Source organism: Aeromonas sp. Prich7-2, assembly GCF_017939255.1.
Taxonomy (GTDB): Bacteria; Pseudomonadota; Gammaproteobacteria; order Enterobacterales; family Aeromonadaceae; genus Aeromonas; species Aeromonas caviae.
In genome coordinates this window covers 1-26,485 of the sequence record NZ_JAGKRI010000153.1, presented here as the reverse complement: position 1 = coordinate 26,485, position 26,485 = coordinate 1, and the positions used below count along the sequence as shown (strand labels likewise).

The 26,485-nt window shown below is 61.1% G+C and carries 25 protein-coding genes and 2 pseudogenes; 14 read left to right on the top strand and 13 right to left on the bottom strand.

Features of this window, described 5'->3' with window-relative positions:
• Positions 1–318: integrase core domain-containing protein (locus tag J9892_RS24760; protein ID WP_246876714.1), on the top strand; the 318-nt coding region annotated here is incomplete at its 5' end.
• Positions 319–381: 63 nt separating this feature from the next.
• Here the strand turns inward: J9892_RS24760 and J9892_RS19035 are convergent.
• From J9892_RS19035 to J9892_RS19025, 3 genes are all read right to left on the bottom strand, one after another.
• A complete protein-coding gene (locus J9892_RS19035; RefSeq protein WP_158654916.1) occupies positions 382–1,119 on the bottom strand; it encodes an HIRAN domain-containing protein in 738 nt (245 codons plus the stop codon).
• Positions 1,112–2,083 carry a HipA domain-containing protein gene (locus J9892_RS19030; protein WP_158654915.1) on the bottom strand — a complete coding sequence of 324 codons (972 nt, stop codon included), beginning with the start codon at positions 2,081–2,083 and terminating at the stop codon, positions 1,112–1,114. Before J9892_RS19030 ends, J9892_RS19035 begins: the two co-directional genes overlap by 8 nt.
• A gap of 368 nt (positions 2,084–2,451) precedes the next feature.
• Positions 2,452–2,958 carry an AAA family ATPase gene (locus tag J9892_RS19025; protein WP_103244015.1) on the bottom strand — a complete coding sequence of 169 codons (507 nt, stop codon included), beginning with the start codon at positions 2,956–2,958 and terminating at the stop codon, positions 2,452–2,454.
• A gap of 426 nt (positions 2,959–3,384) precedes the next feature.
• Between J9892_RS19025 and J9892_RS19020 the strand changes: the two are divergent.
• Positions 3,385–4,163: pseudogene (locus tag J9892_RS19020) on the top strand (EAL domain-containing protein).
• Positions 4,164–4,316: 153 nt separating this feature from the next.
• Positions 4,317–5,090 carry a hypothetical protein gene (locus J9892_RS19015; RefSeq protein WP_210538717.1) on the top strand — a complete coding sequence of 258 codons (774 nt, stop codon included), beginning with the start codon at positions 4,317–4,319 and terminating at the stop codon, positions 5,088–5,090.
• Between the two features lie 57 nt (positions 5,091–5,147).
• Here J9892_RS19015 and J9892_RS19010 read toward each other — a convergent pair whose 3' ends face one another.
• The gene (locus J9892_RS19010; RefSeq protein WP_154676073.1) at positions 5,148–5,324 is read right to left on the bottom strand and encodes a hypothetical protein; all 177 of its coding nucleotides are present in this window, start codon (positions 5,322–5,324) and stop codon (positions 5,148–5,150) included.
• Between the two features lie 104 nt (positions 5,325–5,428).
• On the opposite strand from J9892_RS19010, the gene J9892_RS19005 reads away from it, so the two are divergent.
• Entirely contained in the window at positions 5,429–5,833 is a 405-nt protein-coding gene (locus tag J9892_RS19005) for a hypothetical protein (protein ID WP_042017400.1), read from the top strand.
• Positions 5,834–5,926: 93 nt separating this feature from the next.
• Here J9892_RS19005 and J9892_RS19000 read toward each other — a convergent pair whose 3' ends face one another.
• From J9892_RS19000 to tnaA, 3 genes and pseudogenes are all read right to left on the bottom strand, one after another.
• Positions 5,927–7,147, bottom strand: a complete 1,221-nt coding sequence (locus tag J9892_RS19000; protein WP_039041010.1) for an aromatic amino acid transporter — start codon at positions 7,145–7,147, stop codon at positions 5,927–5,929.
• Between the two features lie 198 nt (positions 7,148–7,345).
• Positions 7,346–8,561: pseudogene (locus J9892_RS18995) on the bottom strand (aromatic amino acid transporter).
• A 70-nt stretch (positions 8,562–8,631) separates the two neighbouring features.
• Complete coding sequence (gene tnaA, locus J9892_RS18990; RefSeq protein WP_010672391.1) at positions 8,632–10,098, bottom strand: tryptophanase; 1,467 nt, start codon at positions 10,096–10,098, stop codon at positions 8,632–8,634.
• A gap of 173 nt (positions 10,099–10,271) precedes the next feature.
• Between tnaA and J9892_RS24750 the strand changes: the two genes are divergently transcribed.
• Positions 10,272–10,412, top strand: a complete 141-nt coding sequence (locus J9892_RS24750; RefSeq protein WP_231959405.1) for a hypothetical protein — start codon at positions 10,272–10,274, stop codon at positions 10,410–10,412.
• A gap of 150 nt (positions 10,413–10,562) precedes the next feature.
• Here the strand turns inward: J9892_RS24750 and J9892_RS18980 are convergent, their stop codons facing one another.
• From J9892_RS18980 to norV, 4 genes are all read right to left on the bottom strand, one after another.
• A complete protein-coding gene (locus J9892_RS18980; protein ID WP_103244012.1) occupies positions 10,563–11,780 on the bottom strand; it encodes a 4Fe-4S binding protein in 1,218 nt (405 codons plus the stop codon).
• 119 nt (positions 11,781–11,899) lie between these two features.
• On the bottom strand, positions 11,900–12,241 hold the full coding sequence (locus J9892_RS18975; RefSeq protein WP_103244011.1) for a DUF1971 domain-containing protein: 342 nt from the start codon (positions 12,239–12,241) through the stop codon (positions 11,900–11,902).
• A gap of 51 nt (positions 12,242–12,292) precedes the next feature.
• The gene (gene norW / locus J9892_RS18970) at positions 12,293–13,459 is read right to left on the bottom strand and encodes an NADH:flavorubredoxin reductase NorW (protein WP_103244010.1); all 1,167 of its coding nucleotides are present in this window, start codon (positions 13,457–13,459) and stop codon (positions 12,293–12,295) included.
• Entirely contained in the window at positions 13,456–14,940 is a 1,485-nt protein-coding gene (norV, locus tag J9892_RS18965) for an anaerobic nitric oxide reductase flavorubredoxin (protein WP_045522587.1), read from the bottom strand. Before norV ends, norW begins: the two co-directional genes overlap by 4 nt.
• Before the next feature lie 170 nt (positions 14,941–15,110).
• Here norV and norR point away from each other — a divergent pair, with 170 nt between their 5' ends.
• Positions 15,111–16,637, top strand: coding sequence for a nitric oxide reductase transcriptional regulator NorR (norR, locus tag J9892_RS18960; protein ID WP_349237051.1), 1,527 nt, complete (start codon positions 15,111–15,113; stop codon positions 16,635–16,637).
• Positions 16,638–16,720: 83 nt separating this feature from the next.
• Here norR and J9892_RS18955 read toward each other — a convergent pair whose 3' ends face one another.
• Positions 16,721–17,725, bottom strand: a complete 1,005-nt coding sequence (locus J9892_RS18955; protein ID WP_113978410.1) for a substrate-binding domain-containing protein — start codon at positions 17,723–17,725, stop codon at positions 16,721–16,723.
• Positions 17,726–18,160: 435 nt separating this feature from the next.
• Between J9892_RS18955 and J9892_RS18950 the strand changes: the two genes are divergently transcribed.
• From J9892_RS18950 to J9892_RS18925, 6 genes are all read left to right on the top strand, one after another.
• Positions 18,161–19,282 carry a branched-chain amino acid ABC transporter substrate-binding protein gene (locus J9892_RS18950; protein WP_039041003.1) on the top strand — a complete coding sequence of 374 codons (1,122 nt, stop codon included), beginning with the start codon at positions 18,161–18,163 and terminating at the stop codon, positions 19,280–19,282.
• Between the two features lie 66 nt (positions 19,283–19,348).
• Positions 19,349–20,275, top strand: a complete 927-nt coding sequence (livH, locus tag J9892_RS18945; protein ID WP_010672383.1) for a high-affinity branched-chain amino acid ABC transporter permease LivH — start codon at positions 19,349–19,351, stop codon at positions 20,273–20,275.
• A gap of 82 nt (positions 20,276–20,357) precedes the next feature.
• Entirely contained in the window at positions 20,358–21,626 is a 1,269-nt protein-coding gene (locus J9892_RS18940; RefSeq protein WP_039041002.1) for a high-affinity branched-chain amino acid ABC transporter permease LivM, read from the top strand.
• Positions 21,623–22,396 carry a high-affinity branched-chain amino acid ABC transporter ATP-binding protein LivG gene (gene livG, locus J9892_RS18935; RefSeq protein WP_010672381.1) on the top strand — a complete coding sequence of 258 codons (774 nt, stop codon included), beginning with the start codon at positions 21,623–21,625 and terminating at the stop codon, positions 22,394–22,396. The genes J9892_RS18940 and livG overlap by 4 nt, the downstream gene beginning before the upstream one ends.
• A gap of 10 nt (positions 22,397–22,406) precedes the next feature.
• Positions 22,407–23,108, top strand: a complete 702-nt coding sequence (locus J9892_RS18930; RefSeq protein WP_010672380.1) for an ATP-binding cassette domain-containing protein — start codon at positions 22,407–22,409, stop codon at positions 23,106–23,108.
• Between the two features lie 82 nt (positions 23,109–23,190).
• Complete coding sequence (locus J9892_RS18925; RefSeq protein WP_210538716.1) at positions 23,191–24,036, top strand: AraC family transcriptional regulator; 846 nt, start codon at positions 23,191–23,193, stop codon at positions 24,034–24,036.
• Here the strand turns inward: J9892_RS18925 and J9892_RS18920 are convergent.
• Complete coding sequence (locus tag J9892_RS18920) at positions 24,015–24,608, bottom strand: LysE family translocator (protein ID WP_246876712.1); 594 nt, start codon at positions 24,606–24,608, stop codon at positions 24,015–24,017. The two genes, J9892_RS18925 and J9892_RS18920, sit on opposite strands and share 22 nt — an antisense overlap.
• 163 nt (positions 24,609–24,771) lie before the next feature.
• Between J9892_RS18920 and glpE the strand changes: the two genes are divergently transcribed.
• Both glpE and glpG read left to right on the top strand, forming a co-directional pair.
• Positions 24,772–25,095 carry a thiosulfate sulfurtransferase GlpE gene (gene glpE / locus J9892_RS18915; RefSeq protein ID WP_005307320.1) on the top strand — a complete coding sequence of 108 codons (324 nt, stop codon included), beginning with the start codon at positions 24,772–24,774 and terminating at the stop codon, positions 25,093–25,095.
• A 29-nt stretch (positions 25,096–25,124) separates the two neighbouring features.
• Positions 25,125–25,958, top strand: a complete 834-nt coding sequence (gene glpG / locus J9892_RS18910) for a rhomboid family intramembrane serine protease GlpG (RefSeq protein ID WP_210538723.1) — start codon at positions 25,125–25,127, stop codon at positions 25,956–25,958.
• Positions 25,959–26,485 lie beyond the last annotated feature (527 nt).

The window sequence follows — 26,485 nt, the reverse complement described above, 5'->3', positions numbered from 1 at the left end:
CCTGACCATCATCCCTACGAGCTGTTCCTGCAACTGGAGGGGATTGAGCACCGGACCACCAAGGTACGCAGGCCGCAGAGCAACGGCTTTATCGAGCGGCTACATCGCACCCTGCTGGATGAACACTTCCGTATCAAGGGGAGGACAACCTGGTATGAGTCGGTAGAGCAGATGCAGACAGACCTGGACAGCTATCTGGATCACTACAACACCCAGCGGCCACATCAAGGCAGGATGATGGAAGGACAGACTCCCTACAGCATGTTCAAAAAGGGTCTGAAATTGATACCGAAGGAAGTGCGCACTAAAGTAGCGTAAACAAGACACCGGTTTGAGGCCGGTGTCAGGTGATAACTAGATCTGTACAAACAGACTGAATTATTATGAAGACACAATTGGCTGATAATCTTGTGAGCTAAATGGCTTGAAACTTTCTGGCCATACACTCTTAAACTCACACAGGATTTTATATTGCTCTGGTGCGTCAGCATTAAATTTGATAGTTGTAATTTTGGGTAATGGTTTTCTTTCTGAATTCAAGATGTCTGTTAGCACCCAAATATCTTCGTTAAGATATTTAGGAAAATAACCAATTTTTCTTTCCCCATGAAATAATGCTACAGCCAAACTGTCATGGGAGTTAGTTCTTTCAAACTCATAATCAATTTTCTCTCCTGGGGTAAGCATCAATGATTCATCTTGCACTGGCTCCATATAACGATGCCCACTAACAAAAAAATTGAATGAGTAAATATCACTCCCATTTCTCTCTGGAGCTAGAATGACACGGAAATTATCAGTTGTCTTTGAACCACTTGTCACACCTAAAAAACGGAATAGATCGAAATCGTCACTATTCATATCTGTCCATTCAAGCATAGAGTGATATTCTGGTCTACGACTAGAAAGAATTCGATTACTTAAGAATGGGAAAATATCTTCTGAAAAATATGTTTTATCCTTACTTTGCATGCGAGGAAGACCAGAAAAATTCTTATGATTGGCACCCTTTGTGTAAGAAAGAATAAATAAGTTATCTTTGTGTTCTAACTTAGCAACAGGAATCCACATTCTTGATTGTGGCTGTGGGTCTTGCCAGATAACATATAAGCTACTCATATGTCCTCATTAATTCCTTTCGAACTGCTGGATTTAAACATTTCACAAAAGTTTTTTCTAGAGAAATTATATTATCTCTATTACATTTAAACATTTTGCTTGCAAACTGTTTTGATACATCATCCAACACCTCCTTTGGAATCAAATTCAAGATCTCATCAAATCTCTCACATGGGTAATTTTTAATTTTCTCTACCCATTTTAGCGCCGCGTTTGGTGTAAGTATACCAAAGAATTCAAAAGCGCTAAGAGTCTTTAATCTGTTATCTTTTAGGTAGAAATAAGACTTTGATTTCTTGACGTAGGTCTCAACTTTTTGACCTCGATCTTTAGACATGAGCCTCTGGCTCTTCTTCTCAATTGACTCATTTCTGCCTAAACTGGCAGCGTGGTCAAATGTAGGAGATAAGTGATATGTACCATTTTTTGTAGTCAAGAACCCCCAGTTTTCACTATGTCTATCTTGGTTTGAAATTAATGCATCAAGCATCAGATACCCACAGAAAAAATCTGCAGCACTCTTTATTCCAGTTTGACTATTGAATTTTAAAGGTTTATTTCTGATGAGCCTGCGCATAATTAGATAAACGAGAAATATATTCTGCTTCTCTTCTGTTACTAGCGATTGCTGATCGTTATATTTTTTTAGAATTTCGTTCCCAAGGCTTAAGGACAGAGTCTTATCAACCACAATGTTTGGCGTTAAAACACCTCTTTCACCATTATATATTGCAAGTTCATAATCAGCACATGGTATGTCAATTGCCTTTGCTAACTCACAAGCAACCTTTTCAGCCCAATCTTCACCATATCGTTTTATTTCATGCCCATCTCTGTCGTAAGTTACAACAGATTTAAACAAAAACTCTCCACCTGACTCATCAGTGTACCAGAACTTAGATTTCGTACCGAGTTCTTCTATGTTAACTTTGTCAAAAGCTGATATATCATAGATCCTAAACATTGGAGATTGTCTGATTATTGTTTATGACTCACATGTAATCATTGGCACAATCATTTTTCAATAAATTTCATATCTAGATGCAGCTATGATGTATTCAAGAATCCTCTTGGTGGTTTATATGCTTGTTTTCCAATTACGTTTGGTTTCGCTCGGAAAACCACCACAGAACTAGCAGCTTAGATTGATATTTCACTGCTGAGAAGGTTGCCATGACCATAGCTCGTTCACGCCAGAGCAACCTCGCTGATACGTCCTATTGCCACCGGTCAGCCGCAGTGCTCAGCCAGCCGAATTTCTACCTCTCTGTTGCATGGCAGAAACCGCAATCAAAGTCTCTCGTTCGTCCAATTAGGCTGCGCTAATCGAGCCTACGATTCCTGTGCCAATGCAGCGACAATCGCTTCCACGCTCTGGGTGACCGACAGGGTGGCGCTATCCAGCACCAGACGCTCCTTGTCCCAGGGTTGATAGTCGCGCTCGATCACTGCCTGCCAATCCGGCAATGCCAGCCCCTCGATATCCACCGTCCTGTTCTCGACCCGTTCGCGGTGCAGACTTGGGTTGGAGCAGACCACTTCGACATCGAGACAGGGCACCCCGACCGAGCGGGCGATGTCGTGGTAGGCATCCCGGGTGAGCTGGATGGGGTTAACGGAATCCGTGATGACGATCGAGCCAAGTGCCAGGTTCTCTCTGGCCAGCCCATAGGCGATGAAATAACCGGCCGGCCCCATCTCGTTATCCGCCTGCTCAGCGGCACGAATGGCCTGCTCTATGGTATCAATGCGCAGGTAGACGGCGCCCAGCCGCCGGGCCAGGGCTCGCGCTATGGTGCTTTTTCCGCTGCCCGGCAAACCACTGAAGATGATCAGCATATCCCATTCCCGTGATAAAAGAAGAATCCGAGCCATAGGGTATCGGATTGCCATCGCCCCCACAGCCCGTAGGTTCGATTAGCCGCCAGGCGTAATCGGACGTTCGCGTAAATGGACTCTCCCGCCATCACGGCCAGCCGAATTTTCCACTCCGGTTGGCCGCTCCTGTTGCACGGCAACAACCACTATCAACACCTCTCGTTCATCCGATGACGCTGCGCTAATCGAACCAACTGTGCGACGGTGGCCTACGGAGTATGCTGCTTGGTATTGATCGGTCATTGTCGAATCCATCATGGCCCCGACTTTGCCACACAATCCTCTACCCGATACCCGCCAGCCCCAAGGAATAACCTCTGCCGGCGAGAGAGGAGCTGTTATCCTTTGAGGCAATCTCTCGCGACCCCACGCCTTGAAAGGACCGTCATGGATATACCTGCCGCCCCGTCCTCCACCCTCTGCCAGCAGTGTCATGAGCAGGTGGATCTCGACTTCGATTTCACCATGGCCTTTCAGCCCATCGTCGATTGCAGCCAGCGCACCCTCTTCGGCTATGAGGCTCTGGTGCGGGGGCTCTGGTGCGGGGGCTCAACAACGAGCCGGCGCAAAGCGTGATTGATCGGGTCAACGACGACAACCGCTACCGCTTCGATCAGCTGTGCCGGATCAAGGCCATCGCGCTGGCCGCCCGCCTCGACATGCGGGGCATGCTGAGCATCAACTTCCTGCCCAATGCGGTCTATCGCCCGGAGCGCTGCATCCGCACCACGTTGCAGGCGGCCCGCGAGCATCTCTTTCCCATCGAGCAGATCATGTTCGAGTTCACCGAGGTGGAGCAGGTGCAGGACAACCGCCATATTAGCGGCATCGTGGATCACTATCAGGCCCTGGGCTTCAAGACGGCGATCGACGACTTTGGCGCCGGTTACTCGGGCCTGAGCCTGCTGGCCGATTTTCGCCCCGACATCATCAAACTCGATATGCACCTGCTGCGCGGCATCGACCAGGACCCGATCCGTCAGGCCATCGTTCGCCACTGTCTGGCGCTGTTTACGGAGTTGCAGATCACCCCGCTGGCGGAAGGGGTCGAGACCCGCGACGAGATGGCCTGCCTGCGGGAGATGGGCGTCAGCCTGATGCAGGGCTATCTGTTTGCCCGCCCCGGCTTCGAAACCCTGCCCGAGGTGGATTTCGCCAGCCTGTGAGCGGCGCTGGCTATCTCCCTTTGTTGTCGTTCATTCGGGCAAGGCGGCCCGGAGGGTATCCACGGGCGGACGGCAGAAAGCGCTGGACCGGGCAACCCCCTGGGCTAGGATAGGACTGTCACCCTTTGCAACCACCGCTCTGACAGGGACACCATGGCGCAGGTTTCAGGATACCGCTTCTTCGCTCTTTCACTGCTCTTGCTGCTGGCCTTCCAGGTATGGGGGGCGCAAGGCAGGGGCAACATCACACTGGTGAGCTCCCTTGAAACCAGGGAGTCCCCCTATGGTCGCTGGCTCGATCTCATCTATCAGGATGCGTTCGCCCGCCTGGGCTATGACTTCCAGTACCAGGGCTACCCCGGGGGACGGGCCCCCCTGCTGGCAGAGCAGGGACAGGTCGATGGCGAGATCCACCGCGCCGCCAGCTACCAGCAGCAGACCCGCACCCTCCAGCGCGTGCCCGAGCCCCATTTCGCCGTCTCCTATCAGGCCTATGCCCACCAGCCCGGGATCCAGCTGCAGGGGTGGCACAGCCTGCAGGGCACCGGTTATCGGGTCGAGTTTCGCCGTGGCGCCAAGCTGCCGGAGATGATGCTGGGCAAGGTGGTGGCACCGGACCGGCTCTTTGCCATCGCCACCGCCGAGCAGGGGATGGGCAAGCTGCTCAAGGGGCGCAGTGACCTCTATGTGGAGCAGACCCTGATTGCCAGCCAGGCCCTGGCCGCCCTGACGCGCCAGGACCCGGGCTATGCCGGCATCTACTCCGCCGGGGTGATGGAGCTGGCCGATTCTTACGTCTACCTGCACGAACGGCATCAGGATCTGCTGGCCCCCCTTGCCAGCGTGATCCGGCAAATGAAGCAGGACGGCACGGTGGCGCGCTATGAGCAGCAGGCCATGGCGGCTGGGGGCACCAGCCAACCTTAACGTCCTCTTTTTCCGCACGCCTTCCCGCGCCCTGACCATGCAGGAGACCCGGGGCGATCAATTCTGTCGCAGACTCATGGCCGCAGCGGGCACCCTGTTCGTCAACACCACGTTGACAAAAACGCCCCCTGTATCAGGGAACTCACCATATAAAACCCCATCGACCTTGTGTTCATCTGGCTTGCGGCCAAAAGGCACCATGTCCGTCTGTGCATACCCCAAATCTTGCAACATTCCCCGCTCCGACCGCCCCATCATTTCGATGGAGTCGCGTCATCGTTCAGGCATATCTTCCCCTCGAGGCCCGTGCCAGGGCCCGATCACAGGAGCAATACATAATGAAAAAAGCAGTAACGGCCGCCTTGCTGGCCATGATGATGGCGGCCTCGGTTCAGGCGGCAGACAAGGTGACCACGGTGCCGGTGCACTTCGCCAAAGGCGCGCACAGCGCCAAGGTTGACGGCACCTTCTCCGGTTATGACACCATCAACTACACCCTGGGCGCCAAAGAAGGCCAGACCATGACGGTCGCCATCACCGGCAGCACCAATGCCAACTTCAACGTCTTCGCGCCGGGCGCCATCCCGGGTCAGGCCGAGGCACTGGGCGGCGGCAACGTGGACACAAAATGGCAAGGCACCCTGCCCAAGTCGGGCAAGTACCTGATCCAGGTCTACCAGATGCGCGCCACCGCCCGTAACGGCGCCAAGGTGCCCCACTCCCTGTCGGTCGGCATTCAGTAACCGACGCCAATATTGCCTGTGTGACAAGCAAGAAGGAGCCCATGAGGCTCCTTCTTTGTCATTGTGTGCTGGCACTGCGACCCGGGTAACGGCTCAGCCCTTGTAGGCGGGCAGCAGGTCCACCATGTTGAGCAGGTGGAAGGCGGCGGTCAGCACGCCGAACAGGATCACCAGGACGATCATGAAGAGGCCGCCGGGGGCGCGGAAGCCCTCGCCACCGTCTTCGCGCCGGGCCGCCCGCACCTTCCAGGCCAGCAGGGGTGGGATGATGCAGGTCCACAGGGTCGCCACGGCGCCCGCATAGCCGATGGCCACCAGGAAGCCGAACGGGAACAACAAGGAGAGCACCAGGGGCGGCAGGAAGGTCACCGCCCAGGACTTGGCGCGGCCACCCCGGCTGTTGTCGAACTTGAACAGATCCGCCAGGTAGTCGAACACCCCGAGCCCCACCCCGATGAAGGAGGAGAGGATGGCTGCCATGGAGAAGGCGTTGAGGGCGCTGGCCACCGCCTTGGACTCGATCACCGAACCGAGGGCCTTGAGCAGGGCATCCACGTTGCCCCCCTCTGCGATCACCGGGCCGAACTCGCTGCGGGGCAGGTTGCCAAAGACGCTCACCAGCCAGATGAGGTAAAACGCGAGCGCGATCAGGGTGCCCCCCAGAATGGCGCGGCTGGCACGGCGCTCTTCACCGTAGTAGGCGCGCATGGAGGAGACCGAATGGTGGTAGCCGAACGAGGTGAGCGCCACCGGCAGCATCACCAGGGCATAGGGGGCGTAGCTCACTTCGCTGCCCACCCGGTCGAGCAGCAGATCGAGGCGCACGTTCATCGACAGGCCCGAGATGCCGAAGGCAAAGCTCAGCCCCATCAGGATCACCAGCAACACCGAGATGCGGTCCACCGCCCGGGTGGAGTGCCACACCAGCAGGGAGAAGGCTAGGGTAAAGAGCACGGACGCCCACTGGCTGCCCATCCCCGTCATGCCGTCGATGATGAGACCGGCCGAGGTGATGTAGGCATAGAGCAGGATGCCGCCGACGAAATAAACGCTGAGATTGTTGAGGGCGTTGACCTTCTCCCCCAGCAGATCCCGCGTCACGGTATCGAAGGAGACGCGCAGGGGATAGCCCCGATAGGACTCCAGCAGCATCCAGCCGGAGACCGTCATCACCACCATGGTCAGTGCCACCGCGAGCATGGACCAGAGGGTCCAGGCGCCCGCCCCCGCACTCGGCAGCCCCAGCATGCCGGCCCCCACACAGACGCCGGCAATGATGCATGCCCCGCCCACCAACGATGGTTTCTGTTCCATTACTCCCCCAAACGGATTGTCGACTGGTCACGGCACACTGCCGTGCTTCTCCTGCGTTCGCCACTGCTGGCGCCGGGGGACTTTACCCTGCATGCCTTCGGGTATCAAATCCGGAGGGAAAATGGGGGGAAACGGGCCGGATCCTGCGCCCCATCCGTGGAATATGTTCGGGATGGGGCCAGGTTCAGCACACCAGGGTCAACCGGTGTAGACGGGCAGCAGACCCGCCATGGCCATCAGGTGGAAGATGGCGGTAAGCACCCCGAAGACGATGACGGCCACCACCATGGGCTGGCCGCCGGGGGCCTTGAACCCCGCCTCGTCCGGGGCCAGCTCCCGGGACTTCTTCGCCAGCAGGGCCGGGATGATGCAGGCCCAGACGGTCGCCGCAGCCCCGGCATAGCCGATGGCCACCACGAAGCCGAACGGGAACATCAGGGAGAGCGCCAGGGGGGGGCAGGAAGGTCACCGCCCAGGATTTGGCCCGCCCCCGGCGGCTGTTGTCGAACCGGAACAGATCCGCCAGATAGTCGAACACCCCGAGCCCCACCCCGATGAAGGAGGAGAGGATGGCCGCCATGGAGAAGAGGTTGATGGCCTGGGAGACCTGCCTGGACTCTATCACCGAGGCCAGCGCCCCGAGCAGCACATCCACGTCGCCCCCCTTGGCGATGACGGGGCCGAAGGCGGGACGAGGCAGGTTGCCGAAGATGCTGAGCAGCCACAGCAGATAGAGCGCCAGGGCGATCAGGGTGCCCCCCAGGATCGCCTGCCTGGCTTTCTGCTCCTCGCCGTAATAGGCGCGCATCGATGCCACCGAGTGGTGGTAGCCAAACGAGGTGAGCGCCACCGGCAACATGGCCAGGGCGTAAGGGGCGCGGCCCAGCTCCTCGGCAAAGGAGTTGAACAGCTTGGCGGTGTCGACCTTGCTGGCAAGCCCGGAGACCCCGAACACGAAGCTCAGCACCATAAAAACGATCAGGACGACCGAAATCCTGTCCACCGCCCGGGTCGAATGCCAGACGAACCAGGAGAACACCAGCACGAACAACACCGAGGCCAGCTGGCTATTGATGCCCAGCAGGCCGCCCAGGATGAGACCCGACGAGGTGATGTAGGCATAGAGCAAAATGCCGCCCACGAAATAGACGGTGAGGTTGTTGAAGAGATTGATCCTGTGACCGAGCAGATCCTTGGTCACCGAGTTGAAGGAGGCGGTCAATGCGTAGGGTTTCAGGGCTTCCAGCAGCATCCAGCCTGAAACCGTCATGACGACCATGGTAAGAATGATGGCGAGGGTTGACCAGCTGGTCCAGGCCCCGGCTCCCGCGCTCGGCAGCCCCAGCATGCCGGCACCGACACAGACGCTGGCAATGATGCAGGCCCCTCCGATGACGGACGGTGTTGATGTCATGTGTGTCACTCCAAATCTTTCACAGAGCAGTGAAAAAAAAGGGCACAGAAAAATCTGTGCCCCTGACTCGTTATGCTTCTATCAATTTTTTCTGCGTCTTGCCGGCTGACGGGTCGTTATGCTCGACCTCTTTCAGTCTGGCGGTGAAGTGACGCAGCACGGCCGGCTCGTAAATGAAGTCCAGCCCCTTCACCCGGTGGGCGTTCTTCTTCACCTCGCCGAAGGCCTCGATAACAAAGTCCATGTGGGTCTGGGTATAGGTGGCACGGGGGATGGTCAGGCGCAGCAGCTCCGCCGGGCAGGGGTGCTGCTTGCCGGTGGCGGGGTCGCGCCCCAGCAGCAGGGAACCTATCTCCACCGCGCGGATGCCGGCGACCTTGTAGAGCTCGCAGGCCAGGGCGTGGGCCGGGAACTGATCCGCCGGGATGTGGGGCAGCAACTTGCCCGCATCCACGAAGGCCGCATGGCCCCCCGCCTGCTGGCACACCACGCCGATGGCCTCCAGCCCGTCCACCAGGTACTGCACCTGGCCGATGCGATAGGCCAGCCAGTCCTGGCGCATGCCGTCCCGCAGGCCCACCGCCAGGCGCTCCATGGCGCCCCCTTCCAGGCCGCCATAGGTCGGGAAGCCCTCCTGCACCACGCACAGGGTGCGGCACTCGGTGTAGACGTCCAGCATGCTGTCATCCTTGAAGCACAGCAGCCCCCCCATCTGCACCATGGCATCCTTCTTCGCCGACATGGCGAGGCCGTCGGCGTACTTGTAGGACTCTCTGGTGATCTCCTCGATGGTCCAGTTCGCGTAGCCGGGCTCCCGCTGCTGGATGAAGTAGGCGTTCTCGGCGAAGCGGGCGGAGTCCATGATGACGGGGATGTCGTACTTTCTGGCGATCTCGTACACCGCCTTCAGGTTGGCAATGGAGACCGGCTGCCCCCCGGCGGAGTTGCAGGTGATGGTGCTGACGATGTAGGGCACGTTGGCGGGGCCCGCCTCCAGGATGGCCTCTTCCAGCTTCACCAGATCGAAGTTGCCTTTGAAGTCGGCGGTGACCGAGGTATCGAACGCCTCCCTGGTGTAGACGTTCTTCGCCACGCAGCAGTTGATCTGGGTGTGGCCCTGGGTGGTGTCGAAGAAGTAGTTGGAGAGGGCCACCATCTTCTTGCGATCCAGCCCCTTCTCCTGCTCCCGCTTCTTGATGAGCACGGGGATGTAAATCTGCTCGGCGCCGCGCCCCTGGTGAGTGGGGATGGTCAGGGAGTAGCCGAAGATCTCCTGCACCGCCTGTTGCAGGGCATAGTAGCTGCGGCTGCCGCTGTAGGCCTCGTCACCGCGCAGCATGGCGGCCTGCATGTCCTGGGTGATGGCGCCGGTGCCGCTGTCGGTCAGCAGGTCGATGAAGACGTCTTCGCTGTCCAGCAGGAAGGGGTTCATGCCCGCCCGGACAATGGCCTCTTCCCGATAGGCACGGGTGGTGCGCTTGACCGGCTCGATGACACGAATACGGAAGGGTTCGGGCAGATGCTTGAAGTTTTCCATAATATAAACACCCCAGATTTAAATATTCAGAATGAGTCTCTTCCCCCGCCGAAAATAGAATGTCCGGCAGGTGGGAAATATTGGGAAATAGGTGCACGACATCGCCTCGCCAGAATAAACAGGCGAAGATAGGTGCAGCTATTTCAGTTCAGGAATGGAGGCGGGCTCGTGGCATGGCAGGCATGCCGCGCCGCCGCGAGGAATTACAGCGGGAAGAAGAACGCGATCTTATGGTCCAGGGTAAACCACTTGGGATAGCTGACCTTGATATTCATGTTGTTGCTCATCCAATTGATATTAACAACGCCAAATAACAGCACCCATTATGGTGGGGAGCGCTATATGATCAATTGCAATATGAGCAAAGTGGGATGGCGCTAACAATTTGGCGGGGGATTTTTATACAGCTTATTATCGCCAATCCGAAAGATCCCCCCATCATCCACCTTTTGCCCTTTCCCCCCTCAGTGGGTCAACCAGGGCAGCCGCTGCAACAACTCGTAGCGGTCAGGGATCGGTGTCTGGCTGACCCAGAGATCCAGCAAGCCGTAGGAGAGCAGCGGCAACACCAGCAGCAACAGACAGAGCAGCCCCAGCAGTTGGCGGGGGGCGAGTCGCTGCCCTTGCGTGCCAAGATGCAGGGCATCGGCCCGCTTGGGGCAGGCGGCCACGCAGCTCTGGCAGCTGGTGCACTCGAGGCTCTGCACCGCGATGAGCTGGTGCACCTGGATGCGCGAGGGGCAGGCCCGGCTGCACTTGTCGCAGTCGTGGCCCAGGCTTCGCAGGCAACGGGCCGGGTCACGGCGAATGCGCAGCGGGGTCAGCAGGCCGAGCAGGGCCATCCAGGCGCCATAGGGACAGAGGTAGCGACAGAACCCTTGCCGAAAGGTGGCGGTGAGCAGCAGCACCCAGCCAAGGCACAGGCCCGAGATCAGGGTCAGGTTGAAGAAGAAGGCCCCCATCTTCATGTCCGCCGCCTGATGGTAGGGGCTGGCGAGGTAGCCGGGCAGGGCGGCGGCGGGTACCGCCAGCAATATGATGAAGAGCAGAAAACCGAGCACCAGAAACTTCTGGCCGCGCAACACGGCATCGAGCCAGCGCGGCGGGGTCCACTCCCCCGGCAACAGGCGCGAGCGCAGGCCGTGCAGCCACTCCCCCACCAGCCCGAGCGGGCAGAACCAGGCACAAAACGCCCGACCCAGCAGCAGGGCCGACAGGGAGAGCACCAGCACGGTGACGGTGGCCGCCGGGTGATGGGGGTCCGTCAGCCCCTGCCCGAGCCAGGCCCGCAGCCCGAGACCACCGGCGATGGGCAGGAAACCGTCCACCACGTCGGGGCGCACCAGCCAGGGAACCGTCCCCCGTGCCAGCAGCCAGATATAGACCCCATATTGCACCGACACCAGCAACCAGCAGAGCAGCAGCAGATGACGCGCCCACTCCCGCAGCGGCTGACTGCCCAGCTCGTCCAGTGCGGGGAAGGGCTGGATGCGATGAAGCAGGCTGAGACTGCCGACCACCAGCCCCAGGCCAAGCCAGAGGCTGACATCTGCCGCCGCCAGCCAGGCAATGACCAGCACTCCGAGGGAGAGTCGAGATGACCAGCCCGGCCCCGTTTTCAACACCAACAGGACCAGATAGACCAGTCCGGCCACCATGGTCATCGCCTCAATCACGCTCATGCATCCTCCACTGCGTACACCCGATCTGGCGGCAATGATAACCAACATCTGAGTTGATTATTTTGATCTGCATAGGCACAGGGGGAGATTCGGGCCAGTGCCCCTGCCCGCGATTGAGCCTATGCCTTGCGGCTGTGGAACAGCGGCTGGTCGGATTCGGCCTGCTCGGCCCAGAAGTGGATGTTGAAGCGGGCATCCTCCGACAGCTCGACCCTGTGCCAGTACCGGGGTGGGCTGGTGGCAAACTCCCCGGCCCGGATCACCAGGCTCAGCTCGGGCTCTTCGGCCTGCTCATCGGCAAAACCGTGATAGGTGACGGTGCCCTCCATCACGCAGAGCTGGCCGAACACCCCGGCCGCGGTGTTGTGGTGGGTGAGCAGGGCCTGGGGCACATTCTGGCGGGTGAAGAAGGGGGTGGAGCGGCGCACCACCCAGTGAGACGGGATCAGTTGCATGGCCATATCGGTTCTCCTCAGATGGCCGGGTCGACCCGGCCAGTACAATGAAAGGGGTTAACGGGGCAGCTGACGCAGCAGCGGGAAGGCGGCGCTCATCTGGTCGCCCCCCACCACGAAGCCGCACAGCTCGCCGGCTTGGTCGCGCGCCTCGGCCACCATGCCGTGGCTGTTCCAGCGGCACTGCCAGGCAAGATCCTCGCCCCGGGTGCGACCGGCCAGTTGCAGCGGGTAGCGCGGCGTCTTCACCTTCACCAGCATGGGGGGCAAAGTCAGCGGGGTCGGCGTCCCGAGCAGGGTGCGCGCCAGCGCATTGGCCCCCAGCACGATGGGTTGCAGGAAGGGGAGCAGCTGGCCCTGCCACTGGGCGCAATCCCCCAGCGCGAAGATATGGGGGTCGCTGGTCTGCAGCCGATCGTCGACCAGGATGCCACGCTCCACTGCCAGCCCGGCCCCGCGGGCCAGGGCCAGATTCGGCCGCAGGCCGATCGCGGCGATCACCAGATCCTGCTCGCTGATGCGGCCATTGGTCAGGGTCACCCGCCAGCCATCCCCCGGCTGGGCATCCATCCTGGCGAGACCCGTCCCGAACTGCAGGCTGACCCCCTGGCTGCGTAGCGCCTGTTGCAGCGGCTCGGTCAGGGCGGCGGGCAGCAGGGCGCTTAAGGGGCTGTCGGCCAGATCCACCAGCGTCACCTCTTTTCCTGCGCTCGCCATGTCCATCGCCAGCTCGCAGCCGATGAGCCCCGCCCCCAGCACCAGGATGCGGCGGGCCTGGCGCAGTTGCGCCTCGATGGCGGCGAACTCCTGCTGGCTGTTGAGGGTGACCAGGTGTTCGCTGCCCGGCAGATCGGGGCGCGCCGCGCTCGCCCCGGTGGCCAGCACCAGCTTGCCGTAGGGGAATTCCCCCTGCTCGGTCAGCACCAACCGCCTTGCTGGGTCGATGCCATGCACCGGGCAGTGGGGCAGCAGCGCGATGCGCTGCTGCTCGGCAAAATCGCTGCCGCTCTGGCGGGTCATGGCCGCGGCAGGGCAGCCCCGACTCACCACGTGGCTCAAGTCGGGCTTGTTGTACTCGTCACCGCTGTCGGCGGTGATGAGGCGGATGGGCTGCTCGGCATCCAGCTTGCGCAGGCTCTTGACCAGCTGCTGGGCGGCGAAGCCGCTGCCGATCACCACTATCTCCCGGCTGATGCCGGCGTCACTCTGCGTTGCTGCGCTCATACACAGACCTCCACGGCGCAGGGTTCAAATACCTCCTTGCCGATGCCGCAACCCGGGCAAAGGAAACTCTCCGGTACCTGGGCCCAGGGGGTGCCCGGCGCCACCAGCTGATCCGGCTCGCCCAGCGCCGGGTCATAGACCCACTGGCAGACGGTGCAGAGCATGGCCTGGTCATCGTCCCATTCGGCGGCGGCCGCTGCGGCTTGCGGCTCAACAGCAGGCATCGCGAGGACGGGCGTCACGGTTGTCTGGGTTGTGGTGATCGGGCGGGGTGCGTCCAGCGGGTGCAACGCCCACTGACGGGCGAGCTGGCGGCCATGCTCGCGGCATTCGGCCAGCGCCGAACCATCCGGGCGCCACTTGGCCTTGAGGGAGATGCTGATGTCAAAGCCTGCGTCCATCAATCGGGTCTGGATCCGGTCCACCGCACCGCCGGTCCAGCCGTAGCTGCCGAAGGCCGAGGCACGCTTGTTGCGAAAACGCAGGCCGGTGATCTCCTCGAGCATGCCCGCCACCTTGGGCATCATGACGTTGTTCATGGTGGAGGATCCCACCAGTATCCCCTTGGAGCGGAACACCTGGGTCAGGATCTCGTTCTTGTCGTGGCGGGCCACGTTGTAGATCTTCACCGCCACGCCGGGGTCCACCTCGTGGATGCCCTGGGCGATGGCGTCGGCCATCATGCGGGTGTTGTTGGACATGGAGTCGTAGAACAAGGTGATGCGATCTTCCTGATAGTGGTCGGCCCACTCCAGGTATTTCAGGATGATCTGGGTGGGGTCCTCGCGCCAGACGATGCCGTGGGAGGTGGCCACCATGCTCACTGGCAGGTTGAAGCCGAGCACCTCTTTGATCTTGGCTGTCACCAGGGGGCTGAAGGGGGTGAGGATGTTGGCGTAGTAGCGCTGGCACTGCTCCATCAGCTCGCTCTGATCCACCTCGTCGTTGAACAGGTGCTCGTCGCAGTAGTGCTGGCCGAAGGCGTCGTTGGAGAACAGCACCGCGTCCTCGGTCATGTAGGTCATCATGCTGTCGGGCCAGTGCAGCATGGGGGTCTCGATGAACACCAGCTGCTTGCCGTTGCCGATGTCCAGGCTGTCACCGGTCTTGACCGGGTGGAAGTTCCACTCCGGGTGGTGATGATGGCCGGTGATGGAGTCGATGGCGTTGTGGGTGCAGTAGATGGGGGTGCCGGGAATGCGGGCCATCAGCTCGGTCAGGGCGCCGGCGTGATCCTCCTCGGCGTGGTTGATCACCACGTAGTCGATGGCGGCGAGATCGATCTCGGCCGCCAGGTTCTGCACGAACTCCCGGCTGAACTTGTGATCGACGGTGTCGATCAGCACGTTTTTCCCTTCGCGGATGAGGTAGCTGTTGTAGCTGGTGCCCTTGTGGGTCTTGTACTCGGTGCCGTGGAAGTCGCGTACCTCCCAGTCCCGTTGGCCGACCCAGTGGATGTTGTTCTTGACGTGAATGCTCATCAGGCAGTTCCTCGAATGCAATAGTGGATGTTCAACTGAACCAGCTATTGCAGCGGACGTGCCAAATTGTAACCCATTGTTTTTAATGGCTTCGCATGTCACTCGTTGTCATTAAGACACCACACCTTTATAGTCAAAATCACAAACATACTGTCATTTGGACAATTATCGTGATCTCGACCGACAGCCTGGCGCGCATCGCCCTCGACCTGCAACTCGGCATCTCCCATCAGGACCGCTTCCACCGCCTGATCCAGAGCGTGCGCAGCCTGCTGAACTCGGATGCCTCGGCCCTGCTGCGCTACGAGGGGGGCCAGTTCATCCCGCTGGCCATCGACGGCCTGATGCAGGACGTGCTGGGGCGCCGCTTCGCCCTCAAGGATCACCCGCGCCTCGAGGCCATCGCCCGCGCCGGGGATGTGGTGCGCTTCCCTGCCGACAGCGCCCTGCCCGACCCCTATGACGGCCTGCTGCCGGATCACGACGACTTCAAGGTACACGCCTGCGTCGGCCTGCCGCTCTTCTCGGATCAGGCGCTGATCGGCGCCCTGACCATAGACGGCATGAACCCGACCCAGTTCGACGGCATCAGCGACGAGGAGCTGCGGCTGGTGGGGGCTCTGGCCGCCGCCGCCCTCGACAACGCCCTGCTGCTGGAGCGGCTCGCCCGCCAGAGCAGCGAACCCCTCGCTCCCTCCACCCAGAATGGGCCGGGCCAGCCCGAGATGATTGGCCGCTCCCCCGCCATGGCCCGGTTGCGCCACGAGATAGACGTGGTGGCAAGCTCCGAGCTGAACGTGCTGATTTTGGGGGAGACCGGGGTCGGCAAGGAGCTGATCGCCAAGGCGGTGCATGGCGGCTCGCCCCGCGCCCATGCCCCCCTGGTCTACCTCAACTGCGCCGCCCTGCCGGAATCCGTGGCCGAGAGCGAGCTGTTCGGTCACGTGAAGGGGGCCTTCACCGGCGCCATCCACAATCGGGCGGGCAAGTTCGAGCTGGCGGACAAGGGCACTCTGTTTCTCGACGAGATAGGGGAGCTCTCCCTGGCGCTGCAGGCCAAGCTGCTGCGGGTGCTGCAATACGGCGATCTGCAGCGGATCGGTGACGACACCCCGCTCAAGGTGAATGTGCGCATCCTGGCGGCCACCAACCGGGATCTGAAACAGGCGGTGGTCGAGGGGCAGTTTCGGGCCGACCTCTACCACCGGCTGAGCGTGTTCCCGATCCACGCCCCGGCACTGCGGGAACGCCCAGGCGACATTCCCCTGCTGGCCGGTTATTTTTGCGAACGCTGCCGGCTCGGCCTGGGGCTGGAGCAGCTGCGTATCCAGCCACAAGCGCTGCAACTGCTCGAGCGCCACGACTGGCCCGGTAACGTGCGGGAGCTGGAGCACGCCATCCACCGCGCCGCCGTGCTGGCCAGGGCCGAACAGGGCAGCCCCTCGCCGACCCTGAAACCCCATCACTTCAACCTGGGACCGACGGGCTCATCCCTTCCAGCCGACACCGTCAGCCAGCCCGCCTCCCCGGCCATTGCCGGCCTGGGCCTTCGCGCCGCCACCGATCTGTTCCAGCGCCAGCTCATCGAGCAGACCCTGACCGCCCATGACGGCAACTGGGCCGCCACCGCCCGGGCGCTGGATCTGGACGGCGGCAACCTGCACCGCCTCGCCAGGCGGATCGGCCTCAAGGCCTGACGCCCCCAGATACCATAGGGGCCCAAAAACAGAAACCCCCTCGCTGGCGAGGGGGTTTCTTGTTCATGGCACCCGTGGCGCCGTCAGCGCAGGGACTTGACCGAGCGGCGGACGATGAGCTCGGGCTGGACCGTCATGGACTCCACTTCCAGCTCCTTGTTGCGGATCCGGCTCACCAGTTGCTGCACCGCCAGCAGACCGAGCTCGGCCTTGGGGTGGCGGATGGTGGTGAGCGGCGGGCTGGAGAAGCGCGCCATCTCCACATCGTCATAGCCGATCATGGAGATATCGTCCGGCACCTTGACCCCGGCCTCCCAGGCGGCGCAGATGGCACCGATGGCCATGGGATCGTCGAAGGCAAAGACCGCAGTCGGGCGAGGGGTGAGGGCCAGGATGCGCTGCATGGCATCGAAGCCGCTCTGGCTCTCGTAGTCCCCTTCGAAGATCTGCTCTTCTTTCAGGGTCATCCCCTGTTCAGCCAGGGCATCGCGCACCCCGTCCAGCCGTTGCTGGGTAGTCGGCTTGGCGAGATGGCCGGTGATGCAGACGATGTTGGTGTGGCCCTGCTCCAGCAGATGGCGCACCGCCAGACGCGCGCCGATGCGGGCGTTGTCGTTGATCACGTTGGCGAAATCGCACTCGTTGCCCCAGTCCAGCACCACTTGCGGCACGTTTTTGTGGATACGCAGCATGTCCCTGAACTGGGTGTCGATATCGGTCCCCAGCACCAGCAGGCCGTCGACCCGCTTTTCCATCAGTATGCGCAGATAGTGCTGCTGGCGGGGCGGCTGGTTCTCGGTGTTGCACAGGATCAGGCTGTAACCCTGCTCGAAGCAGTAGGCTTCCACCCCCTGTACCACTTCCGCGAAGAAGGGGTTGGCACTGGTGGTCACCAGCATGCCAATGGTCTTGGTCGAATTGATCTTGAGACTGCGCGCCACCGAGTTGGGCGCGTAGTTCAGCTCTGCCACCGCCTCAAGCACTTTCTGGGTTGCGTCTTCGCTGACCCGACGGGTGTGATTGAGTACATGTGAGACGGTGGAGATGGATACGCCTGCGCGCGAGGCGACATCCTTGATAGTTGCCATCTCTGTCTCCTGAATAACAAAGGCGGAACAGTAGCAGATTTCCCGAATAAAGGCTTGGTTTTAACGGGCGCAGCCAGTGAATTATCAATGCTGGCTAATCTATGCGGTCATTTCTTTTTGCGCAAACGGATTTTGGTCAAAATGAGAGCGGACGCAGAATGAAATATCGTCAGTTTTTTACTCTGGAAATTGTCACCATGACAATTTGTTAACTGTATGTTGCACCATCACAGCGACATTAAACTCCAATAAACAGCAATAAACTGCGTGTTAGTTTCACAAAACCCCTCTCGCGCCTGCTCCGGTTAGTATCTTTAACATCTTGTTATTGCCCGGCGAGGAATGATAGAACCTTATCTATCGCCGGGCTGGCGGGACACAGGCTCGGAATGACGTGCATAAAATGAAACAATTCACTGATTAAGGGACGAATCAATGCATAACTTCAGCAAAATGGCAGTCAGAGCAGCGGTTTCTTTGGCTCTGTTTGGATCAGTTTCCATGGCCAATGCGGCCGATACCATCAAGATCGGCATTGCCGGCCCCCTGACCGGCCCGGTCGCCCAGTACGGTGACATGCAGTTCACCGGCGGCAAGATGGCGGTCGAGCAGATCAACAAGGCGGGCGGCATTAAGGGCAAGCAGATCGAAGCCGTCATCTATGACGATGCCTGCGATCCCAAGCAGGCCGTGGCCATCGCCAACAAGGTGATCAACGACGGCGTCAAGTTCGTGGTCGGCCACCTCTGCTCCGACAACACCCTGCCCGCCTCCGACATCTATGAAGATGAAGGGGTACTGATGGTCACCCCCGCCTCCACCAACCCCAAGATCACCGAGCGCGGTTACCAGCTGACCCTGCGTACCATCGGTCTGGACAGCGACCAGGGCCCGACCGCCGCCAAGTACATCATCGAGCAGGTCAAACCCCAGCGCGTGGCCGTCATCCACGACAAGAAACAGTACGGCGAAGGCATCGCCTCCAGCGTGAAAGCCGCGCTGGACAAGGCAGGCGTCAAGGTCGTTGCCTATGAGGGCATCACCGCCGGCGACAAGGACTTCTCCGCCCTGATCGCCAAGCTGCAAAAAGAGAACGTCGACTTCGTCTACTACGGCGGCTACCACCCGGAGCTGGGTCTGATCCTGCGCCAGGCTGGCGAGAAGGGTCTGAAGGCCAAGTTCATGGGTCCGGAAGGCGTGGGCAACAAGGACATCTCCGCCATCGGCGGCCCGGCTTCCGAAGGCCTGCTGGTGACCCTGCCGAACAAATATGACCTGGTGCCGGCCAACGCCCCCATCGTAGAAGCGTTCAAGGCCAAGGGTCAGGACTCCTCCGGTCCGTTCGTCTGGACCACCTACGCCGCCATGCAGGCCCTGGCGGCCGGTATCGCCAAGGCGGGCGAGGATGATCCGGCTGCCGTCGCTGCCGCCATCAAGGCCGCACCGATCGACACCGTGATGGGCCCCCTGACCTGGGCGCCGAACGGTGACCTGAAAGGCTTCGAATTCGGTGTGTTCCAGTGGCACGCCGACGGTACCTCCACTCAACTCAAATAATCTGCCGGTCGGGGTGACGTGAGTCACCCCTCCTTTCTTTGCGGGCAAGTACACAGGGAACGCGGTATGTCCGAACACCTTCTTTATCTGGTTCAGCAGTTGCTGAACGGATTGACCATAGGCAGCACCTATGCGTTGATCGCCATCGGCTACACCATGGTCTACGGCATCATCGGCATGATCAACTTCGCCCACGGCGAGGTCTACATGATCGGCTCCTATGTCGCCTTCATGGTGATGGCCGGGCTCATGATGATGGGCATCGACAGCACCGTGCTGCTGCTGGGGGGCGCCTTCCTGGTCAGCATCATCATCACCGGCAGCTATGGCTGGTCCATAGAGCGGGTGGCCTATCGTCCACTGCGGGGCGGCAACCGCCTGATCCCCCTCATCTCCGCCATCGGCATGTCGATCTTCCTGCAGAACATGATGCGGATGGCCCAGGGCTCGCGTGACATCGCCATGCCCACTCTGATCTCCGGGGGCTGGACCCTCGGCGGCGAGGATGGCTTCCAGGCCAGCCTCTCCTACATGCAGCTCATCATCTTCGTGGTGACCTTCGTCACCATGCTGGCGTTGACCCAGTTCATCGGCCGCTCCCGCATGGGGCGTGCCTGCCGTGCCTGTTCCGAAGACATCAAGATGGCCAACCTGTTAGGGATAGACACCCACGTGGTCATCTCCATCACCTTCGTGCTGGGGGCCGCCCTGGCCGCCGTCGCGGGGGTGCTGCTCGGCATGTACTACGGTGTCATCAACCCCTATCTCGGCTTCATGGCGGGCTTGAAGGCCTTCACTGCCGCGGTATTGGGCGGCATCGGCAGCATTCCCGGTGCCGTACTGGGCGGCCTGCTGCTCGGCGTGGTGGAAGCGCTCACCGCGGGCTATCTCAGCACCGAGTACAAGGATGTGATGGCGTTCGCCCTGCTCATCTTCGTGTTGCTCTTCATGCCCACCGGCATCCTGGGTCGTCCGGAGGTCGAGAAGGTATGAAAAACCAATCTATGCATGCCCTCGTGCTGCTGTTCATGACCATCACTGGCATTCTCGGCCGTCCGGAAGTGGAGAAAGTCTGATGAAACGTCAATTTATCCATGCCTGCATCGCCAGCCTGGTGCTGCTGGTGCTCTCCTTCTGGCTGCTCGGCTTCAAGCTGGAGACCGATGGCTCCCGCCTGCTGGTGGTGAGCCGCCTCGATGTGTCGCTGGCCTGGCTGCTGGGGGGCGCCACCATCGTCTTCTGGTTCCAGATGCTGCGCGGCCAGATAAGCCGGCTGTTCCAGGCTTCCATCAGCGGCTTCTCCGTCGGCTTCACCAAGCTGGTGCTGCCAAGCCCCGAAGAGGCCCCCAAGCTCTATAACCTCACCGCCGTGCTGGTGCTGCTGTTTGCGGTGAGCTGGCCCTTCATGGCCTCTCGCGGCGCCATCGATCTGGCCACCCTCACCCTGATTTACATCATGCTGGGGCTGGGACTGAACGTGGTGGTGGGCCTCGCCGGTCTGCTCGACCTCGGCTACGTCGGCTTCTATGCGGTCGGCGCCTACAGCTACGCCCTGCTCAACACCTACTTCGGTCTGAGCTTCTGGGAGTGTCTGCCCATCGCCGGTCTGCTGGCGGCCACCTTCGGCTTCCTGCTCGGGTTCCCGGTGCTGCGGCTGCGGGGGGACTACCTGGCCATCGTCACCCTGGGCTTTGGCGAGATCATCCGCATCCTGCTCAACAACATGACCACCCTGACCGGCGGTCCGAACGGGATCTCCGGCATTCCGAAACCGACTCTGGGGGGGCTCGAGTTCAACCGCACCGTCAAGGACGGGGGCTTTGGCACCTTCCACGACTTCTTCGGCATCGCCTACAACGCCAACCACAAGGTGATCTTCCTCTACCTGATGGCCCTGGTGCTGGTAGTGGCGACCCTGTTCGTCATCAACCGCCTGCTGCGCATGCCGCTCGGCCGTGCCTGGGAGGCGCTGCGGGAAGACGAGATCGCCTGTAAGTCCCTGGGGCTCAACCCCACCATCATCAAGCTGACCGCCTTCACCATAGGCGCCTGCTTCGCGGGCTTTGCCGGCAGTTTCTTCGCCTCCCGCCAGGGCTTCATTAGCCCGGAATCCTTCGTCTTCATCGAGTCGGCCATCGTCCTTGCGATTGTAGTGCTGGGGGGCATGGGATCCCAGATCGGGGTGGTGCTGGCTGCCATCGTGATGACGGTGCTGCCGGAGCTCGCCCGCGAGTTCAACGAATATCGCATGCTGATGTTCGGTCTCTTGATGGTATTCATGATGATCTGGCGGCCGCAGGGACTGCTGCCCATGAGTCGACCCCATATGGAGCTGCGTAAATGAGCAACAATCAACCATTGTTGGATGTCTCAGATCTGTCGATGCGCTTTGGCGGCCTGCTCGCGGTCAACGGCGTCAAGCTGGATGTGGAAAAGGGGGAGGTGATCTCCATCATCGGCCCCAACGGGGCGGGCAAGACCACCATCTTCAACTGCCTGACCGGCTTCTATCGCCCGAGTGGCGGTGTCATTCGCTACAAGGGTGAGGAGATCCAGGGGCTGCCCGGCCACCTCATCGCCCGCAAGGGCATTGTGCGGACTTTCCAGCACGTGCGCCTGTTCAAGGAGATGACAGCGGTGGAAAACCTGCTGGTGGCCCAGCACAGGCATCTCAATACCGGCTTCATCGCCGGCCTGTTCAAGACCCCCTCCTTCCGCCGTGCCGAGAAAGAGGGGCTGGAGCAGTCCGCCTTCTGGCTGGAAAAGGTGGGCCTCAAGGATCTCGCCAACCGCGCCGCGGGGAACCTGGCTTACGGCCAGCAGCGCCGCCTCGAGATCGCCCGCTGCATGGCGACCCGGCCCGAACTGCTGATGCTGGATGAACCGGCCGCAGGCCTCAACCCCAAGGAGACCGACGAGCTCAACGAGCTCATCTCCAACCTGAGGGACGAGTTCGGGGTCTCGGTGCTGCTGATCGAGCACGATATGAAGCTGGTGATGGAGATCTCCAACCGCATCTTCGTGGTCAACCAGGGCACCCCGCTGGCCCACGGCAAACCGGACGAAATCCGCAGCAATCCGGCGGTGATCAAGGCCTATCTGGGCGAGTCGTAAGGACAAAAAGATGTTAGAACTTCGCAACGTATCGACCCACTACGGCAAAATTCAGGCGCTGCACGACGTCAGCGTCGAGGTGAAAGAGGGGGAAATCGTCACCTTGATCGGCGCCAACGGCGCCGGCAAGACCACTCTGCTGATGACCCTGTGTGGCGAGCCCAAGCCCAGCAGCGGTTCCATATGGTTCGAGGGGGAGCAGATAGACTCCCTCACCACCGCCCGCATCATGCGCAAGGACATCGCCGTAGTGCCGGAGGGGCGCCGCATCTTCGCCCGCCTCACGGTGGAGGAGAACCTGCTGATGGGGGCCTTCTTCGTCGACAAGGCGGAGCAGCGCGGCCTGCTGGATCAGATTTTCACCCTGTTCCCCCGCCTGCACGAGCGGCTGGAGCAGCGGGCAGGCACCATGTCCGGCGGCGAGCAGCAGATGCTGGCCATCGGCCGCGCCCTGATGAGCAAGCCGCGCCTGCTGCTGCTGGATGAACCCTCCCTCGGACTGGCACCCATCGTCATCCAGCAGATCTTCGACACCATAGAGCAACTGCGCCAGAAGGGGATGACCATCTTCCTGGTGGAGCAGAACGCGAACCAGGCGCTCAAGCTGGCGGATCGCGGCTATGTGCTGGAGAACGGCCGGGTGGTGCTGCAAGACACGGGAGAGGCCCTGTTGGCCAACCCCGCCGTCCGCCAGGCCTATCTCGGCGGCTGAGGATGCAGCAACCATCGTCACCCTTCCCCTGCCGCGCTCCCCGAGCCCGGCAGGGGAACAGCCCCCCGCCGAGGAGCACATTGTGAGCCGTGCGCGGGCGACGCAGGATCAGCACCACTTCTGGCACGATCCCGCCCTGCCCTTCATCGAGGCGCGGGCGGTGCAGGATGGCCGGCGCGTCTGCTACGACAAGCACAGCCACCCCCACTTCTCCATCGGCGCCATCACCGGCGGCCACAGCCACTACCTCAACCAGCGCAGCCTGCAAGAGGTCGGCCGCGGCAGCCTGGTGCTGATGAACCCGGAAGAGGTGCACGCCTGCAATCCCGTCGCTGACCAGCCCTGGTCCTATCTGATGTTCTACATCGACAACCTCTGGTTGCAGCGCCAGCAGGAGGAGGCCGGGCTCGGCAACGCGTTTCGCCCCTTCGACATGACCGCAAGCCGGGATCCCCTGCTCTACCAGGGGCTCTGCCGGCTTCATCGGCGACTGGTGGAGGAGCCGGATCCCCTGGCTCGCGAAGTGGCCTGCCACCTCTTCAGCCGCCAGCTTCTGGCCAGGCTCACCCCGGCCAAGTGGGATGACCGCCCTCCCCAGCACCTGCAGCGAGCCGCCGAGCTGATGCAGGACGAGAGTGCCTGCGCCCTCACCCTGGCACAGCTGAGTGCGGTGGCCGGGCTTACCCCTTCCCACTTCGTGCGCGCCTTCAGCCGCCACTACGGCATGACGCCCCACGCCTACCTGCTCGATCAGCGCATTCGCCACGCCCGCACCCTGCTGCGCCAGGGGCAGCCCCTGGCGGAAGTGGCCCTTGCCAGCGGTTTTGCCGATCAGGCCCACTTCCAGCGCCAGTTCAAACGCCGGGTGGCAGCCACCCCGGGCCAGTACAGAGCGCAGCTCGTCCCTCAGGACGAGTGCACCAGATAGGCGGCGCTGAGCAGCAGCAAGAGCGCCATGGCCCGATTGAACCAGCGCAATCGGCGAGGAGAGACCAGCCACCCCTGCAATCGGCTGCCCGCATAGGCCCAGCAGGCGATGGAGCCGAGGCAGATCACCAGATAGATGCCGATAAAGAGGGCGATCTGGCTCATGCCGCCCGCGATCCCATAGGCTCCCATCCCCATGCTGGCGGCGAGCCAGGCCTTGGGATTGAGCCACTGCATCAAGGCCCCGTACCAGAAAGCGGGGGGCACGCCCTCCACTTCCTCCACCTCGCCGCTGTCCACCAGCAACTGCCAGGCCATCCAGCCGAGAAAGAGCACGCCGCCCCAGTGAATGGCCCCCAGCGCCACAGGCCAGCGGGACAGGGCGCCGCCAAGACCCAGCCCCATCAGCAGGAGCAGCAGGATGAAGCCGAGGGTGGCCCCTACCACGTGGCGCAGGCTGGCCGTGAAACCGTACCGGGCACCGGTGCCAAGGGCGACCAGATTGACCGGCCCCGGGGAGATGGACATGGCCAGGGCAAACCCGGCCATGGATAACAGCAGACTGAATTCCATGGATGATGCTCGTTCAATTGAGGGAAGCCCGAGCCTACCCGACCCGGACGGCCCGATATTGAAGAAAATTGCGATCCCCTGGATGCCTCCTCCATCGCACACTTAGCGCAAACCGCCGCTTGCGGTAAACTGCCCTTCAACCCTCCATTTTCAGGACATCTCAATGGACCAGTTTGCCCATATCAGCGCCCATGATGCCCACCAGAAGCTGAGCGCAGGCGAAGCCCGTCTCGTGGACATTCGCGATCCCCAATCCTTCGAGACGGCCCACGCGGTCGGCGCCTTCCACCTCACCAACGGCACCCTGGTTCGCTTTATGAACGAGGTGGACTTCGATACCCCTGTCATCGTGATGTGCTATCACGGCAACAGCAGCCAGGGGGCGGCCCAGTACCTGCTGCAACAAGGCTATGACGAGGTCTATAGCCTGGATGGCGGTTTCGAGGCCTGGCGCAGGGAGTTCCCCATCCAGGCGGGGGACGCATGACAGAGGCGGGGCGTTCCTCCTCGACCGGCATGATCCAGCTGCTGGTGCTGGGTGACGCCCGCATGGCCCAGGCGCTGGTGGATTATCTCGCTACCCTGGGCATTCCGTGCGAGCTGACCCAGTCAGAGCTTGGCGTCTCGGTCTGGCTGGCGGACGAACGGCGCCTCGCCCAGGCCCAGCAGGAGGTCAAACGCTTCCTGAGCGAACCCAATCACCCCCGCTACATGGAGGCCTCCTGGCAATCCGGCCATGCCGATGCCCGGATTGACTACAGCAAGGGGATGACGGATCCGGTCACCGATTTCCTCCACCAGGCGGGCCCCCTGACCCTGGTGGTCATCATCGCCTGCCTGGCCATCTACGCTCTGGATGCCATCGGCCTGCCCATCTTCGACGAGCTCGCCTTCCACCCCACCCTGGCCCAGCTCACCGACTGGCAGGCCTGGCGCTACCTCACCCCGGCCTTCATCCACTTCTCGGTGCTGCACCTGGTGTTCAACCTGTTGTGGTGGTGGTATCTCGGTGGCCAGATAGAGCAGCGTCTCGGCAGCGGCAAGCTGTTCATCCTGCTCATCGTCGGGGCAGCCCTGCCCAATATCGCCGAGTTCTTTGCCAGCGGCCCGCGCTTTGGCGGCCTCACCGGGGTGGTCTATGCCCTGCTCGGCTACAGCTGGCTGCGAACCAGGCTGCAACCGGATTGCGGCCTCGCCATGCCGCCAGCCCTGATGGGCTTCATGCTGGTCTGGCTGGTGCTCGGCTTCCTGGACATGCTCGGCACCCCCACCGCCAACATGGCCCATTTGGTCGGCCTGCTGGTCGGCCTTGCCCAGGGCTGGCTGGACAGACACCACAGGCCGGGGTGAGGCCTGGTTGTCGGCAACTGCTCGGCAACCAAAGCGACCACCAACATGCTCACCTGGCAGACCTGCTGGTCGGCCTTGCCCAGGGCTGGCTGGACAGGCACCACAGGCCGGGGTGAGGCCTGGTTGTCGGCAACGGCTCGGCAACCATAGCGACCGCCAACATGGCTCACCTGGCGGGCCTGCTCGGCCTTGCCCAGGGCTGGCTGGACAGGCACCACAGGGCGGGGTGAAGCCTGGTTGCCGGCAACGGCTCGGCAACCAAAGCGACCGCCAACATGGCTCACCTGGCAGGCCTGCTGGTCGGCCTTGCCCAGGGCTGGCTGGACAGGCACCACAGGCCAGCCTGAGCCGATTTGCCATAAAAAAACGCCGCCCCAAGGGGCGCAATGCTGATCAGTTAAGGATCCATTGACCGATCCTTCTGCTGTAGGACAATCCGGAACCAATCACTGGTTCCGGATTTTTTTATGTCTATTGCAAACGATCTGAACGATGTTGTTGAGGCATCTGGCGACATGCTGGCTCGG

Excerpts from the sequence above, each read along its gene's own strand:
- J9892_RS19035 (WP_158654916.1), bottom strand. The coding sequence starts at position 1,119 with ATGAGTAGCTTATATGTTATCTGGCAAGACCCACAGCCACAATCAAGA.
- J9892_RS19030 (WP_158654915.1), bottom strand. The coding sequence starts at position 2,083 with ATGTTTAGGATCTATGATATATCAGCTTTTGACAAAGTTAACATAGAA.
- J9892_RS19025 (WP_103244015.1), bottom strand. The coding sequence starts at position 2,958 with ATGCTGATCATCTTCAGTGGTTTGCCGGGCAGCGGAAAAAGCACCATA.
- J9892_RS19015 (WP_210538717.1), top strand. The coding sequence starts at position 4,317 with ATGGCGCAGGTTTCAGGATACCGCTTCTTCGCTCTTTCACTGCTCTTG.
- J9892_RS19010 (WP_154676073.1), bottom strand. The coding sequence starts at position 5,324 with ATGTTGCAAGATTTGGGGTATGCACAGACGGACATGGTGCCTTTTGGC.
- J9892_RS19005 (WP_042017400.1), top strand. The coding sequence starts at position 5,429 with ATGAAAAAAGCAGTAACGGCCGCCTTGCTGGCCATGATGATGGCGGCC.
- J9892_RS19000 (WP_039041010.1), bottom strand. The coding sequence starts at position 7,147 with ATGGAACAGAAACCATCGTTGGTGGGCGGGGCATGCATCATTGCCGGC.
- tnaA (WP_010672391.1), bottom strand. The coding sequence starts at position 10,098 with ATGGAAAACTTCAAGCATCTGCCCGAACCCTTCCGTATTCGTGTCATC.
- J9892_RS24750 (WP_231959405.1), top strand. The coding sequence starts at position 10,272 with ATGGCAGGCATGCCGCGCCGCCGCGAGGAATTACAGCGGGAAGAAGAA.
- J9892_RS18980 (WP_103244012.1), bottom strand. The coding sequence starts at position 11,780 with ATGAGCGTGATTGAGGCGATGACCATGGTGGCCGGACTGGTCTATCTG.
- J9892_RS18975 (WP_103244011.1), bottom strand. The coding sequence starts at position 12,241 with ATGGCCATGCAACTGATCCCGTCTCACTGGGTGGTGCGCCGCTCCACC.
- norW (WP_103244010.1), bottom strand. The coding sequence starts at position 13,459 with ATGAGCGCAGCAACGCAGAGTGACGCCGGCATCAGCCGGGAGATAGTG.
- norV (WP_045522587.1), bottom strand. The coding sequence starts at position 14,940 with ATGAGCATTCACGTCAAGAACAACATCCACTGGGTCGGCCAACGGGAC.
- J9892_RS18955 (WP_113978410.1), bottom strand. The coding sequence starts at position 17,725 with ATGGCAACTATCAAGGATGTCGCCTCGCGCGCAGGCGTATCCATCTCC.
- J9892_RS18950 (WP_039041003.1), top strand. The coding sequence starts at position 18,161 with ATGCATAACTTCAGCAAAATGGCAGTCAGAGCAGCGGTTTCTTTGGCT.
- livH (WP_010672383.1), top strand. The coding sequence starts at position 19,349 with ATGTCCGAACACCTTCTTTATCTGGTTCAGCAGTTGCTGAACGGATTG.
- J9892_RS18940 (WP_039041002.1), top strand. The coding sequence starts at position 20,358 with ATGAAACGTCAATTTATCCATGCCTGCATCGCCAGCCTGGTGCTGCTG.
- livG (WP_010672381.1), top strand. The coding sequence starts at position 21,623 with ATGAGCAACAATCAACCATTGTTGGATGTCTCAGATCTGTCGATGCGC.
- J9892_RS18930 (WP_010672380.1), top strand. The coding sequence starts at position 22,407 with ATGTTAGAACTTCGCAACGTATCGACCCACTACGGCAAAATTCAGGCG.
- J9892_RS18920 (WP_246876712.1), bottom strand. The coding sequence starts at position 24,608 with ATGGAATTCAGTCTGCTGTTATCCATGGCCGGGTTTGCCCTGGCCATG.
- glpE (WP_005307320.1), top strand. The coding sequence starts at position 24,772 with ATGGACCAGTTTGCCCATATCAGCGCCCATGATGCCCACCAGAAGCTG.
- glpG (WP_210538723.1), top strand. The coding sequence starts at position 25,125 with ATGATCCAGCTGCTGGTGCTGGGTGACGCCCGCATGGCCCAGGCGCTG.